Annotated in this window: 11 protein-coding genes; 9 read left to right on the top strand and 2 right to left on the bottom strand. The window is 60.5% G+C overall.

What is annotated here, in order from left to right; genetic code table 11:
- Positions 1 to 5: 5 nt before the first annotated feature.
- Entirely contained in the window at positions 6 to 2141 is a 2136-nt protein-coding gene (locus tag D9N14_RS05050) for a TonB-dependent receptor plug domain-containing protein (RefSeq protein WP_290577601.1), read from the bottom strand.
- A gap of 199 nt (positions 2142 to 2340) precedes the next feature.
- On the opposite strand from D9N14_RS05050, the gene trxA reads away from it, so the two are divergent.
- The 9 genes from trxA (at position 2341) to D9N14_RS05005 (ending at position 10647) form a co-directional block, all read left to right on the top strand.
- On the top strand, positions 2341 to 2772 hold the full coding sequence (gene trxA, locus D9N14_RS05045; protein WP_290577599.1) for a thioredoxin: 432 nt from the start codon (positions 2341 to 2343) through the stop codon (positions 2770 to 2772).
- 133 nt (positions 2773 to 2905) lie between these two features.
- Complete coding sequence (locus D9N14_RS05040) at positions 2906 to 3871, top strand: extracellular solute-binding protein (RefSeq protein WP_317622580.1); 966 nt, start codon at positions 2906 to 2908, stop codon at positions 3869 to 3871.
- 99 nt (positions 3872 to 3970) lie between these two features.
- On the top strand, positions 3971 to 4621 hold the full coding sequence (locus D9N14_RS05035; protein ID WP_290577595.1) for a MotA/TolQ/ExbB proton channel family protein: 651 nt from the start codon (positions 3971 to 3973) through the stop codon (positions 4619 to 4621).
- Positions 4622 to 4624: 3 nt separating this feature from the next.
- On the top strand, positions 4625 to 5053 hold the full coding sequence (locus D9N14_RS05030) for an ExbD/TolR family protein (RefSeq protein WP_290577593.1): 429 nt from the start codon (positions 4625 to 4627) through the stop codon (positions 5051 to 5053).
- Positions 5050 to 5532: an ExbD/TolR family protein gene (locus D9N14_RS05025; RefSeq protein WP_290577590.1), complete on the top strand. Its 483-nt coding sequence runs from the start codon at positions 5050 to 5052 to the stop codon at positions 5530 to 5532. The genes D9N14_RS05030 and D9N14_RS05025 overlap by 4 nt, the downstream gene beginning before the upstream one ends.
- Positions 5533 to 5545: 13 nt before the next feature.
- Positions 5546 to 6367 carry an energy transducer TonB gene (locus D9N14_RS05020; protein ID WP_290577587.1) on the top strand — a complete coding sequence of 274 codons (822 nt, stop codon included), beginning with the start codon at positions 5546 to 5548 and terminating at the stop codon, positions 6365 to 6367.
- 20 nt (positions 6368 to 6387) lie between these two features.
- The gene (locus D9N14_RS05015; protein ID WP_290577585.1) at positions 6388 to 8730 is read left to right on the top strand and encodes a TonB-dependent receptor; all 2343 of its coding nucleotides are present in this window, start codon (positions 6388 to 6390) and stop codon (positions 8728 to 8730) included.
- 53 nt (positions 8731 to 8783) lie between these two features.
- On the top strand, positions 8784 to 9917 hold the full coding sequence (locus tag D9N14_RS05010; RefSeq protein WP_290577583.1) for an alpha-hydroxy acid oxidase: 1134 nt from the start codon (positions 8784 to 8786) through the stop codon (positions 9915 to 9917).
- Positions 9918 to 9963: 46 nt separating this feature from the next.
- Positions 9964 to 10647 carry a Fe2+-dependent dioxygenase gene (locus D9N14_RS05005; RefSeq protein WP_290577581.1) on the top strand — a complete coding sequence of 228 codons (684 nt, stop codon included), beginning with the start codon at positions 9964 to 9966 and terminating at the stop codon, positions 10645 to 10647.
- Here D9N14_RS05005 and D9N14_RS05000 read toward each other — a convergent pair whose 3' ends face one another.
- Positions 10648 to 12675 (bottom strand): TRAP transporter permease, encoded by a 2028-nt coding sequence (locus D9N14_RS05000; protein ID WP_290577579.1) that lies wholly within the window; start codon positions 12673 to 12675, stop codon positions 10648 to 10650. It lies immediately after the preceding gene.
- Between the last annotated feature and the right edge of the window lie 19 nt (positions 12676 to 12694).

Here is a 12694-nt window from a genome sequence, read left to right as displayed (position 1 = left end):
AATCGCTAAAAACGATAGCCGGCGCTGACGGCGAAGGCGGGTGCCTCCAGCCGGTACTGATCGCTGCGGCCAAAGGCGTTGCGGCGGTTCCAGTCCGAGTCGAACAGGCCCAGCAGGTTGTAGCCATGCAGGCTCAGTGTGAGGTCGTCCCGGTTGTAGCGCAGCCCCAGGGTCCAGAAGGCGCGATCTGCATAGGCTTTGCCGCTGCCGTCCGTGCGCGGCAGGCTGGAGACGCTGTTGTTGTTTTCAATGCGATTGTAATCCGCCATGGCTTCCGAACCGTCCAGACCGGTGAGATAGCGCAGGGAGGTGAAACCTTCCCAGGCGCTGGTCAGACGTCGTGTATAGGTCAGTTTCAAACTGTGGTTGGCCCAGTTGGCCAGGTCGTCGCCGTAGCCGTAGACCGAGGCGCTGATGAACTGCCCACTGTTGGCCTGGTCCAGTTTGAAATCCTGCTCCGCCACGTAACTGTACATCAGCGCCAGGCTTTGTTGTTGCCACTGCCAGTGTAATTCCAGCTCCAGACCCAGGGTTTTCAAAGTGCCGATGCGATTGATCTGCATGACGCTGGAATCCCACCCCACCAGGTCGTAATCGTTGAAGAACAGACTGGCCAGGGAACGGTGGCGACCGGCCCACTGGTGTTCCCAGGCCAGCTCCAGGGCGTTCATGGTTTCGGTGCGGCCATCCCGGCGCCCGGTGCTCAGGTAGTATTCCCGCAGGTTGTCATCGTCCGCCCGGCGCACGGAACGGTTCAACAACAGTTTGTACTGGTTGTCCGGATCGGGTTCATACACCAGGCCCAGACGCGGGGAATGCATCCAGTCGGTGTAGGCGTGGCGATCCGAACGCCCGCCGGCGAACAGGGTCCACAGGTTGTTCAGGTGCCATTGATAGTCCAGCAACAGGCTCAGCATGTCGGTGCGCCATGTTCCGCTGTCCAGAGCGGTGAGGGAATTGCTGATGAAAGGATCGCTATGCGGATAGCCCAGACTTTTCTTGCCGAAGGTTTCCACGCTGTATTCCACGCCGCCGGAAAGCTGGTGTGACGCAGCCGCTTGCCAGTGGGCCAGCAGGCGGCCCATCCATTCATCCTCGCGGTAATTGCGGTCGCCGTATTCGATGTCCAGCACGTCGGCACTGAGGCGGGCATCCAGTCGCAGATCCGGGCTTACCTGCGGTTGGTAAGCCAGGGTAAGGGTGCCCTGCTGGTAACCAAAACTTTCGTCCAGCAGTTCGGCGGGGTCGACGTTGGTATAGGAACTCAGCGACAGATCCCGTGCTATGCCGCCCCGGGTGTAACGGGCCCAGGCGGTGAGCGCATCCTGTTGGTATTCCAGGTGCAGCTTATGGCGCGGAAGGTCTCGGTGGGCACCGTTATAGGGGGTAACGCCGAAGGGCACCGGTTGATGAGCCGGCACGCTCTGCCCGTTGATGGCGTTGGTGAAGTCCAGGCTGAATTGCATTTCGGCATCGTCGTGATCGGCCCCTTTGTACTGGTCGATGCCATAATAGGCAAACAGGGAGCCGCCGGACTCAAAGTGCGTGCCGGATCTGAGCTCGACACTGTAAAACTCTTCCGCCCCGCCGGCACGCACACGAATATCCTGGCCTTCGAAACCGTCACCGTTCAGAGTTTTGATGTTGATGACACCGGCGATGGCACCGGGACCGTACACGCTGGAACCCGGACCCCGGGTGACGTCGATGGACTGGATGTCCCCCAGCAGGGAAAGATAGCGCTCGCTGATGATGCCCAGGGAGGTGTGCTCATTCATCAGGCGGCCGTTGACCAGCAGCAGCATCTTGGTATTGCGGTCGCTGATGATGCCCCGTAATCCCATGGGGTTGCCGTTGGTTTTCAACCAGACCTGAAAGCCGGGCACATAGGTTTCCAGCAGTTCATCCAGGCTGCGGGCACCGGAACGTTCGATATCCTGGCGGGTAATACGGGTGACACTGGCGGGTTTGTGCCGCCACTGGGTCTCGGTGAGGCTGCCGACACCGGAAATCCGGACGCTCAGCAGGTCCTCCAGGGGCAGGGCAAAGAGGTCACGGCCGCTGCCCGGTTGTGCTGCGTGGCACGGGTTGGCTGCACTCAGGCAGGCCACCAGCAGGGTTAATCTGATCCGCTGTGTCAAAATAAGTCCGTGTTGTGGTTGTGCTGCTATCCATGTGCTTGAACCGCTAAGGGCTCCCGTAAGGGTTGTTGGATGAGCCGGGCTTGTCAAGGGTTCTGCGGTTTGGTGTTAATGGGCAGCGGGCTTTAAAAACCGGATGACGGGCCCCATATAAACCGAATTGAAGTCGTAACGAGTCCAGTGCAACCGAGTCTGAGTCATGATCCGAACCTGTAGTCATTGCCACACCAACAACCGCATTCCGGCCCGTTACCTGGCGGCCACGGGGAAGTGTGGGCAATGTAAGCAACCCCTGCCGCCCCAGTCCACGCCCATTGAGGTGGATGCCGCCAGCTTTGACGATATCATCTCCCACACACCGGTTCCGGTGTTGGTGGACTTCTGGGCGGAATGGTGTGGCCCCTGCAAAATGACGGCGCCGGAGTTTGCCAAGGCTGCCCAGCTACTGGCGGGTAAAGCCGTGCTGCTGAAAGTGAACACGGAGACTGAGCCCCAGTTGGCCGCCCGTTTTGGCATTCGCAGCATTCCCAATTTCAAACTGTTCCAGAAGGGTGAGCTCCGCTTTGATCAGGCCGGGGCGCTGTCGGCGACTCAGATTCAACAGTTGGTGAACCAGTTCATCAGCGGCTGATACCGGTTTCAGGAGTGGTTCGATTCTTTTTTGTTCACATTAAAAATGATAATGATTAGTATTAGCAAAACTATCTGGTGGAGCTCGTACTATGGTTCGTTTTCTGGCGCGATGGATTGCTTTGTTGGGATTCATGGCCTCCTTTTCCTCTCCCTTGCTGGCCGGCCCGGAAGTGGTGGTGTACTCCACCCGCGGTGAAAGCCTGATCAAGCCCATTTTTGATTTGTACACCGAGCAGACCGGGGTCAAGGTGGTGTACCTCACCGGTGAGGCCGGCCCGTTGATTGCCCGGCTGCAATCGGAGGGCGCGCGCACCCCCGCCGATATGCTGATCACAGTGGATGCCGGCAATCTGTGGCAGGCGGCCGACAAAGGTTTGCTGCGGCCGGTCAAATCCCGGGTGTTGGAAGCGGTGGTGCCGGACCAATATCAGGATGAGGATAACCGCTGGTTCGGCCTGTCGTTGCGGGCGCGGACCATGGTGTATTCCACCGAGCGGGTCAAACCCGCTGAACTCAGCACCTACGAAGCACTGGCTGAGCCCCGCTGGAAAGGGCGGTTGTGTCTGCGCACCTCGAAAAAAGTCTATAACCAATCACTGGTGGCCATGCTGCTGGAGCACAACGGGGCGGATAAAACCGAACAAATGCTGAAGGGGTGGGTGGCTAACCTGGCGGCACCGGTGTTTGCCAATGACACGGCGCTGATCGAGGCTATTGCCGCCGGTCAGTGTGACGTGGGCATCGTCAATACCTATTACCTGGGCCGTCTGCAGCAGCAGAACCCGACCCTGCCGGTGGCCTTGTTCTGGGCCAATCAGTCCACTACCGGCGTCCATGTGAACCTGTCCGGGGCGGGCATCACCACCCACGCCAAGAGCCCGAAAGCCGCCCAGGCCCTGCTGGAATGGCTGGCCAAGCGTTCCGCCCAGGAAGCGTTTGCAGGCATCAATATGGAGTACCCGGTGAACTCGGCCACCCGCTGGGATCCGGTGGTGAAAGCCTGGGGTGAGTTCAAGGCAGACAAGCTCAACCTGTCTATTGCCGGTCAGCGGCAGCAGGAAGCCATCATGTTGATGGATCGGGCGGGGTATCCGTAACCGCATCATTAGCAAATCTTCATGAAAATATTATTGCTAATAATTATCATTTGAGTATATTGCTCCCGTTAGGCTAATTTTTGAACTTATGGGGGCGGTATGAGTGACTTAGCGGTGTTACTGGGCCAGGGCGGCGCAGTGGTCAGTATCCTGATCGGTCTGTCGGTGATCGCCTTGACCGTGATTCTGGTGAAAGGCTGGGAGTATCTGCGCTTGCGCAACCTGCCAGAGGCGGCTTACCAGTCGGCGCTGACGGGGGCGCTGCGCGGGCAATTCCCTGCAGAGCTGCAAGGCTCTCGGGACCCGGTGGCGGGCCTGTTACGGCATATGGCAGGGCTGCCCGTGGGCATCCGCGAGGAAAGCGACCGGCTGCGGGCGGAGTCCCGGCGCTGGGCTCAGCAGGCACTGGGCCAGCTCACCGGCCACCTGCGGATTCTGGAAGTGGTGGCCAATATTGCGCCCTTGCTGGGTCTGTTCGGCACGGTGCTGGGGATGATTGAAGCCTTCCGCGCCATGGAAGCCGCCGGCTCCCAGGTGGACCCTGCGGTCCTGTCCGGTGGCATCTGGGTGGCGCTGCTCACCACCGCCGTCGGGCTGGCAGTGGCGATTCCGGTGTCCATGACCCACAGCTGGTTTGAACGCCGGGCGGAAGTCCAGGCCCACCGCCTGCAGGACGCCATCGAACAACTCATTACCCAGCAGTTGTCACAGCCGGTGGCAGCGCAGCTGGCTTCTTCCCGAGCCGCCTGAGCCATGACCGATCTCTTGTATCGACCACGGCGGCGGGCCATCAACCTGACGGCATTGATCGACGTCGTGTTCATTTTGCTCATGTTCTTCATGCTCACTTCCAGCTTTCAACAATGGGGCACCCTCAGCCTGCAGCCGGTGGTGTCCAGTCCCAGCGAGGCGCCATCGGAGCCGTTGCTGGTGACATTGAGCGAGCACGGTGCCCTCGCCCTGAATGGGCAGGGGCGGCGACTGGCGGATTTTCGTCTGCTGGATAGTCAGCACCAGGACTGGTTCGATCCGCAGCAGGCGGTGATCGTGCTGCCGGAAGCGGCGGTACCGGTGCAGGACGTGATCGAATTGCTGGACCGGATACGCAGCCTGGGCGTGCCCAGCGTCAACTATGGTGGCGTAGTGCGACTGGGTGATGCCGATGGAGCCTCGCAACCATGAGCGCACCCCTGCTGCCACCGCGACGCTCCACCAGCCTGGATGATCGCCTGATTCCGCTGATCAATATTGTCTTTTTGCTGCTGATCTTTTTTCTGATTGCCGGCCAGGTGACCCAGCAGCAGAACACCCGTATTCAGGCGCCGCAGTCCGTTGCCGAGCCCACCCTGCGCAACCCGCAATGGTTGTTGGAGGTGGACGCCAAGCGCCAGTTGCGACTCAACGGTGAGGCCGTGGCGCTGGACGCATTGACCACCCACCTGATGGCGATGTCGGGATCATCCCGGCCGGCGGTCGCTTCAGATCCGTCGACCCGGGCCACCCCCGCACCCACCAGGAAACTGGCCATCAAGCTGGATCGTTCCCTGCAGGCCGGTGACATGGATGAGGTGCTGCAGGCGGTGCGCTCGGCCGGCGCATTAACGGTCACGCTGTTGACTGTGCCGGTGGCGAATTCTGCCCCTGGCCCTGCGCAGCCATGAGAGGGCGGCTGCGATGAAGTATTGGCATTGGGGCATCGCGTTCCTGCTGGCGCTGGGTATTCATGGTTCGTTATTGGTGGGGTTTCCGCGGGCACAGAATTTGGGGGCGTATTCCTCCGCAGTGGATGGTGACCAGGGCTTGGAGGTGGGGCTGGGCCAGTTGGGGTCCTCCTATCAGGACCAGCTGGAAACCCGAAAACCGAAACCGCCAGTGGACGTCATTGAACCGGAGCCGCTGCCGGAACCGCCACCTGTTTCCAAACCGCAACCGGTCAAGGCAGAGCCCAAGCCGGTGCTTGAAACCGTGCAAACGGACGTACCACCCCCGGAAGCCCTAACGGTCAAAGAACCGGAACCGGCGACCGCTCAGGAACCGGTGGCGGACACACCCAAGGAGCCGGAAACGGCGCCCGAGGAGTCGACCCCGGCCACCCGCAATGAAAAGGCAACCGCCGCCCTCATCGAGGCGGATAGCAACCGCGACGCCAAGCGTCAGACCACCGGCACCCAGCAGCAACAGCGGTCCGGCGGGCGCAAAGGCAACGCCAAGAGCTATTTCGCAGAGTTGAAGGCATGGTTGAATCAACACAAGGACTACCCGCCGGAACTGAAAAAAGAAAAACAGCAGGGCGTTGTGGTGTTGACCTTTTCCATTAATCGATCAGGGGAAATCACCTCAGCCAAAATCAAAACCAGCTCAGGGTTTCCGCAGTTGGATCAGGCGGCGTTGGACATGTTGGCCCTGGCCAATCCGGTGCCGCCGATTCCGGACGACATGGGCCGTGACCGGCTGCTGTTGAATATCCCCGTTGAATATACGCTTAACACCAAGTAATGATTGCTAGGAGTAATTGCATGCCTGTTTCCTCACGTAAAGCACAGCTCCCCCTGAGCCTGCGCCAGCCTTCCGCATTCGGAGGGTTGAATACCCGTAAAACCACACTTGCCCTGGGCATCAGTGCCCTGATGTTCAATCCGGTGGCCCTGGCCCAGGAAGAAGAAGAGGCGGTGGATCTGGACACCCTGCAGATCGAAGACAGCACCATCGACACCAACCCCTATGCGGAGCCCGGTGCTCCTTACAAGGCCAAAGTGTCCGGTGATCAGCGCCACGTTAAACCTCTGGCGGAAACCCCCCAGACCATCAACGTGTTGACCGGCACCATGATCGAAGAATCCGGTCGCACCGACCTGAAAGAAATTCTGCAAGCCCAGCCCGGTGTGACCATCGGCACCGGGGAAAACGGCAACGCATTTGGTGATCGCTACATCATTCGCGGTCACGAGGCCCGCAGCGACGTGTTCGTGGATGGCTTGCGTGATCCGGGCATGACCACCCGGGAAAGCTTTGCCACTGAACAGGTGGAAATCACCAAGGGCCCCAGCTCCACGTTCGGCGGCCGCGGTACCACCGGCGGTGCGGTGAACAGCATCACCAAGCAGGCCAGCACCGAATATAATTTCACGGAACTGTCCGGGGGTGTGGGCACCGACAATTACTACCGTGGCACCGTGGACTCCAACCTGGTGCTGAGCGATACCGTGGCTGTGCGTGCCAACCTGCTGCAGACGGCTGAAGATGTGCCTGATCGTGCACCTGCAGACCGGGAGCGTACCGGTGCGGCCCTGTCCGCCTCATTCCAGGCCACCGATAAGCTGAACGTGATTGCGGATTACTACTATCTGAAAGCGCAGGATCGTCCGGACCTGGGCACTTACATCATGCCCAATGGCGGCAAGCCGGTGAAGGATATCCCGGCCTATGCCCAGGAAGAGGATTTTCAGGATTCTGAAATCAACGCCTTCACCCTGCGGCTGGGCTACGACATCAATGATCAGCTCCGCGTGACCAACGCCCTGCGTTACGGCACCACGGACAATGGCTATGTGACCACGGGTGCGCGAGGCACTAACCGGGATACTACTGACCCGGATGCTCCGGGTGCCTATACGGTTGGTCTTTCCACCCACCAGGGCTGGCAGGAAGCGGAATATTTTGTGGACCAGCTGAATTTTTACTTTGATACCGTCGAAGCCTCCGGTATCGCCCACAGCTTTATTTTTGGCCTGGAGTATTCCGACTATAAAGTGTTGAACGGCATTTATGAGGTGAATAATCTGGGAGCCACCAACTGCGTTACCAGTGGTCGCGGTGGTGCGCGCCCGAACCACTGTATCATGGACCCCAATGGTGACTGGGTCAGTAACCCGTCCGATCTGATGCAGCGTGACATCAATAAAGATCGCTGGGATTCCGACTGGAATATCGAAACAATCTCGGCTTCCGTAATGGATACCATCGACTTCAGCACCAATTTCAGCATGTTCCTGGGCGTGCGCTACGATCTGTTTGACTACAGCCTGGACCTCCAGACCATCCAGGACGACAAAAAGGTGGTGACACCGATTCGTTATGACGATGGCTTCTGGAACGGTCACGTAGGCCTGGTGTACGACGTGGCGGAGAACGGCAACGTTTATCTGACCTGGAGCACCGCCACCAACATCAGCGGCGGTGAATCCGACGTGGGCAACAACTGCGGCTACGGTGGCTTCTGTGGCATCGGCGAACCGGAAGATGTCACCAACTGGGAGTTGGGCACCAAGTGGAACCTGTTCGACCAGAAACTCCTGGCGACCCTGGCGGTCTTCCGCATTGAAAAAGACAACGTGATGGAGGGCGGCGGCTACGGTGCCGAAGATGCCTCTTCCAATACGGCGGCTAACCGGGTTCGTGGTGTGGAAGCATCATTCGTGGGTAATATCACTGAAAAACTGAGCGGTCAGTTCGGTGTGGCTGTCATGAAGTCTGAAGTGCTGGAGTCCGTCAACGAGGACAATGTTGGGCGTGCGCTCAGCAACTTTGCCGATGACAGTGCTTTCCTGCAGCTGCGCTATCAATTGCTGGATCAGTTTGCCTTTGGTGGTACCGCCACGTACAAGAGTGAGATGTACGCCGGTCAGCCAGACACCGCTGCCGGCTGGAACGACAGCATCGACGATTACTCTTATACTGTGCCCAGCTATACCGTGTTTGACGTGTTCGCCGAATACGACATCACGGACGATCTGAATGCCCGTTTGAACGTGACCAACGTGACGGACAAGGATTACTACCTGGCGGCCTATCGCAGCGGTGCTTTCACCTACATAGGGGATGCCCGTCGCGCAGTGCTCACCTTCACTTACCAGATGTAAGCTGAACCAGGAGGCATCCAAACGGATGCCTCCTGTGCTTTGGGGCGAATGAAATGAGTAACCCGGATTCCAATATAAACGGCAGCACCCGACCCAAGTTACAGGGAGTTCCGGCCGCGCTTGCCTGCGTGGCGGACTATGAGCGCCTGGCGGCGGAATTCGTGGACCATCCGATTTTTGAATACCTGCAGGGCGGCAGCGGCAACGAGCAAAGCCTGCGTGACAACCTGCGGGTGTTCGATGAATGCTATGTGCAAAACCGACTGTTGGCGGACGTTTCCCAGGGCGGTACGCACACTACCTTATTACAACACCGACTGCGCCATCCTATCCTGTTGGCGCCAGTGGCGTATCAGAGGTTGGCGCACCCAGAGGGCGAGTTGGAAGCAGCCCGGGGTGCCGATGCCTTGGAAGCGGGCTGGGTCACCAGCACGTTGTCGTCCTGTTCCCTGGAGGACATCGCCGCGCAACATCAGGGCATGCGTTGGTTTCAACTGTATTTCCAGCCACAAAGAGCGCACACCCTGGATCTGGTGCGGCGGGCCCAGGCCGCCGGTTATAGCGCCATCGTGGTGACCCTGGATGCCACTGTGCAGGCCTCCAGTCGGCGCGCCCAACGGGCCGGCTTTGCTTTTCCCAAGGGGGTGAGTGCGGTCAACCTGCAAGGCTATGCCGCCCCGCCCCAGGTGGCGTTGACGCCGGAGCAGAGTGTGATTTTGCAGGGCGCCATGGCGGAGGCTCCCACCTGGCAGGATCTGGAATGGCTGCTGGACAATACCGACTTGCCGGTGCTGGTGAAAGGCGTGCAGCGCGTGGCGGACGCGGAACGGTTGCTGCGTCTGGGCGTGCAGGGCCTAGTGGCGTCCAACCATGGTGGGCGCGCTTTGGACGGTATGCCGGCGCCCCTGCGGGTGTTGCCGCAGCTGAGACAGGCGCTGGGCAAGCAGGTGCCCATCCTGCTGGACAGCGGCATCCGTTCCGGGTACGACGTGTTCAAAGCCCTGGCCCTGGGCGCCGATGCCGTGTTAATTGGCCGGCCGTTCCTGTACGGTCTGGCGGTGGCCGGTGCCCTGGGGGTGGCCCACGTACTGCGCCTGCTGCGGGATGAACTGGAGCTGTGCATGGCGTTGGCGGGCACGCCGACGGTGGCGGATATCGGCCCGGATTCTGTATTCCGATTGGATTGAAACGCTATCGGTTAAGGCCCAAATTGCTGAGACCCAGGAGAGCCCTATGTTGATTGTGATTGAAAACCTGTTGTCGGCGGAGGAAGTGACCCGGTTTCGCCAGCACCTGGATCAGGCTCAATGGGAGGCGGGCAGTCACAGCGCCGGCGAAGTGGCCCGCGCGGTGAAGTCCAACCTGCAATTGCCGGATGAAGGTGAGCTGGCCATCGCTCTGGGCAATCACCTGTTGCGTGCCCTGGCGCAGCACCCCCAGTTTGTGTCGGCGGCCTTACCCAAAACCATTTATCCACCCAAATTCAATCGCTACGCCGACGGTGGCCACTATGGCGTGCATGTGGACAGCGCGGTGATGCAGTTGCCCGGTCGGCGTGACAGCCTGCGCACGGATCTGTCTGCCACGGTGTTTCTGTCCGCACCCGAGGACTACGACGGTGGGGAGTTGATGATCGAAGGTCAGTTCGGCGCCCAGGCGGTGAAACTGAATGCGGGGGACATGGTGCTGTATCCTTCCTCAAGCCTGCATCAGGTGTTGCCGGTAACGGAGGGCGCCCGGGTCTGTTCCTTCTTCTGGATTCAAAGCCTGGTGCGGGACGACAGCCAGCGTGAGCTGCTGTACGACCTGGACCAAAGTATCCAGGCCCTGCGGGCGGCGGGCGGGACGCCTCACGACGAAATCAGCCGCCTTACCGGCATCTACCACAATCTGTTGCGGCAATGGGTTGAGACCTGATTAAACGGCGCGGCGCCGGCTCCACTGCCACACCACCAGCAAAATGAACGTGCCTATAGCCTGCCCTGCTATCCCCTGCCAGGTGAGGTGGGTGGCAGGCCACAGCAACAGGCAGCCACCGGCCAACAGTAAACCCCGCTGCCACCAGCCCAGGCCCGCTTCCAGATAGCCCTGCAGGGCCCCCACCAACGCATACAACCCCAGTGCCGCGCTGACGAAAATCCACAGCGCCTGCCCGCTGTCACCGCCGATCAACGGCGTATAGGCAAACAGCAGGGGAATAATGTAGAGCCCCTTGGCCAGCTTCCAGGCGGCAAACCCGGTCTGCATGGGGGGTGTTTTGGCGATGGCGGCGGCGGCGAACGCGGTCAGGCACACCGGTGGCGTCACATTACTGTCCTGGGACAGCCAGAAAATGATCATGTGAGCGGACACCAGGGCGGCGCTGATCAGGGCCGGAGACAGAGCCTGCTCCAACAACATCGGCTTTAGCTCATCCGGCAAGGTGCCCAGCAGGGCCTGGGCGCTGGCGCTGCTCATGGGCGTGCTGAGTTGGGAGAGGGCGTCCGGGGCTGTCAACAGGAACAATGCCCGGGCCGATTCCGGCAGTTCACCCGCCAGCATCAGCCCCAGGATGTGCTGCTCGGCGATCAGCTGATAGAGGATCGGTGCCGACAGCGTGGCCAGCACAATGTAGGACGCGGTCACCGGCAACCCCATCCCCAGAATCAGTGAAGCCAGGGCCACCAACGCCAGGCTGAGCAGTAAACTGCCGTCTGCCCATTGGCTGATCATCAGCGAAAAGGTGTTACCAATCCCGGTGGTGGTCACCACGTTCACGATCAATCCCACCGTAATCAGCAGCAAGGCGGTGGAGGTCATGTTGAGCGCTCCCTGATGCAGGGCCGCCACGATATCGCGCAGGGTCATAGGGCGCCTGGAGCACCAACTGGCCAGCACCACCGCGAGGATGGCAATGCCGCCGGCGTAGGTGGGGGTGAAGCCCAGCACCAGGGCGCCCACCAAAATCAGTATGGGCAGCAGTGAAGGCCAACCCTGCTGCAATACCTGGCTGATGCTGCGCTCGCTGAGGGACTGGCGGGGCAGGTTCAGGCGGCGGGCTTCCACCCGTACAAAAAATCCGATGGACAAAAAATACAGCAGGGCCGGCAGGGCCGCGTAGCCGATGATCTGCAGATAGGGCACCTGGGTGTAGTTGGCCATGATGAAGGCGCCGGCCCCCATTACCGGGGGCATTAACTGACCGCCGGTAGAGGCGGCGGCTTCAATGCCGGCGGCAAAGCGCGGTGGAAACCCGGCTTTCTGCATCAACGGAATGGTGATGACGCCGGTGGAGGCGGTGTTGGCCACGGCGGAGCCGGACACCGACCCCATCAACCCGGAGGCTACCACCGCCACCAGGCCGGGGCCTCCGGTCCAGCGCCCGGCGGCGCAACGGGCCAGCTCGATGATCACGTCACCGGCGCCGGAGCGCAGCAGAAAGGCGCCGAACAGAATGAAGATAAAGACGTAGGACCAGGATAGGCGGGCAATGGAACCGAACATGCCCTCACCCCCATACACGCTGCGGAACAGCAGGGTATCCAGGGACAGGCCGGGGAAGTGGAACAGGCCGTCGATCCACTGCCCCCACCACACCACATAGCTCAGGGCCACCAGGGTGAGAATGGGAATGGTCCAGCCCAGGGTGCGCCGGGTCCATTCCAGGGCCAGCATAATGACGACTATGGCGGCGGCACGATCCCACGGGCTCAAGGCCACGCCGCGCTCATACAGCGCCACCTCCTGCCAGCCCAGCCACAGACAGGCGACAACGCCCAGTACGCCCAGCAGCAGGTTCAGCGTGCGCTGGGGAGTGGGCCGGGCGGGAAGGGTCAGGCTGCACAGCAGGCCAAAGCCGGCAAAATGAAACAGCGCCACCCACAGGTCCGGAAACGTGCTCAGGGTATTGAAGTAGAGATGGCAGAGGGAGAGCACCACGCCCAGCACGGTGCCTATCTGCGTCATCCGTCGTTGGCCAGGGCCC

Origin of the sequence: Ketobacter sp. (assembly GCF_003671495.1) — a bacterium.
In the GTDB taxonomy this organism is placed as follows: Bacteria; Pseudomonadota; Gammaproteobacteria; order Pseudomonadales; family Ketobacteraceae; genus Ketobacter.
This window is presented reverse-complemented; position numbering and strand designations above follow the sequence as displayed.

Excerpts from the sequence above, each read along its gene's own strand:
- D9N14_RS05030 (WP_290577593.1), top strand. The coding sequence starts at position 4,625 with ATGACCGATCTCTTGTATCGACCACGGCGGCGGGCCATCAACCTGACG.
- D9N14_RS05040 (WP_317622580.1), top strand. The coding sequence starts at position 2,906 with ATGGCCTCCTTTTCCTCTCCCTTGCTGGCCGGCCCGGAAGTGGTGGTG.
- D9N14_RS05000 (WP_290577579.1), bottom strand. The coding sequence starts at position 12,675 with ATGACGCAGATAGGCACCGTGCTGGGCGTGGTGCTCTCCCTCTGCCAT.
- trxA (WP_290577599.1), top strand. The coding sequence starts at position 2,341 with ATGATCCGAACCTGTAGTCATTGCCACACCAACAACCGCATTCCGGCC.
- D9N14_RS05015 (WP_290577585.1), top strand. The coding sequence starts at position 6,388 with ATGCCTGTTTCCTCACGTAAAGCACAGCTCCCCCTGAGCCTGCGCCAG.
- D9N14_RS05020 (WP_290577587.1), top strand. The coding sequence starts at position 5,546 with ATGAAGTATTGGCATTGGGGCATCGCGTTCCTGCTGGCGCTGGGTATT.
- D9N14_RS05025 (WP_290577590.1), top strand. The coding sequence starts at position 5,050 with ATGAGCGCACCCCTGCTGCCACCGCGACGCTCCACCAGCCTGGATGAT.
- D9N14_RS05035 (WP_290577595.1), top strand. The coding sequence starts at position 3,971 with ATGAGTGACTTAGCGGTGTTACTGGGCCAGGGCGGCGCAGTGGTCAGT.
- D9N14_RS05005 (WP_290577581.1), top strand. The coding sequence starts at position 9,964 with ATGTTGATTGTGATTGAAAACCTGTTGTCGGCGGAGGAAGTGACCCGG.
- D9N14_RS05010 (WP_290577583.1), top strand. The coding sequence starts at position 8,784 with ATGAGTAACCCGGATTCCAATATAAACGGCAGCACCCGACCCAAGTTA.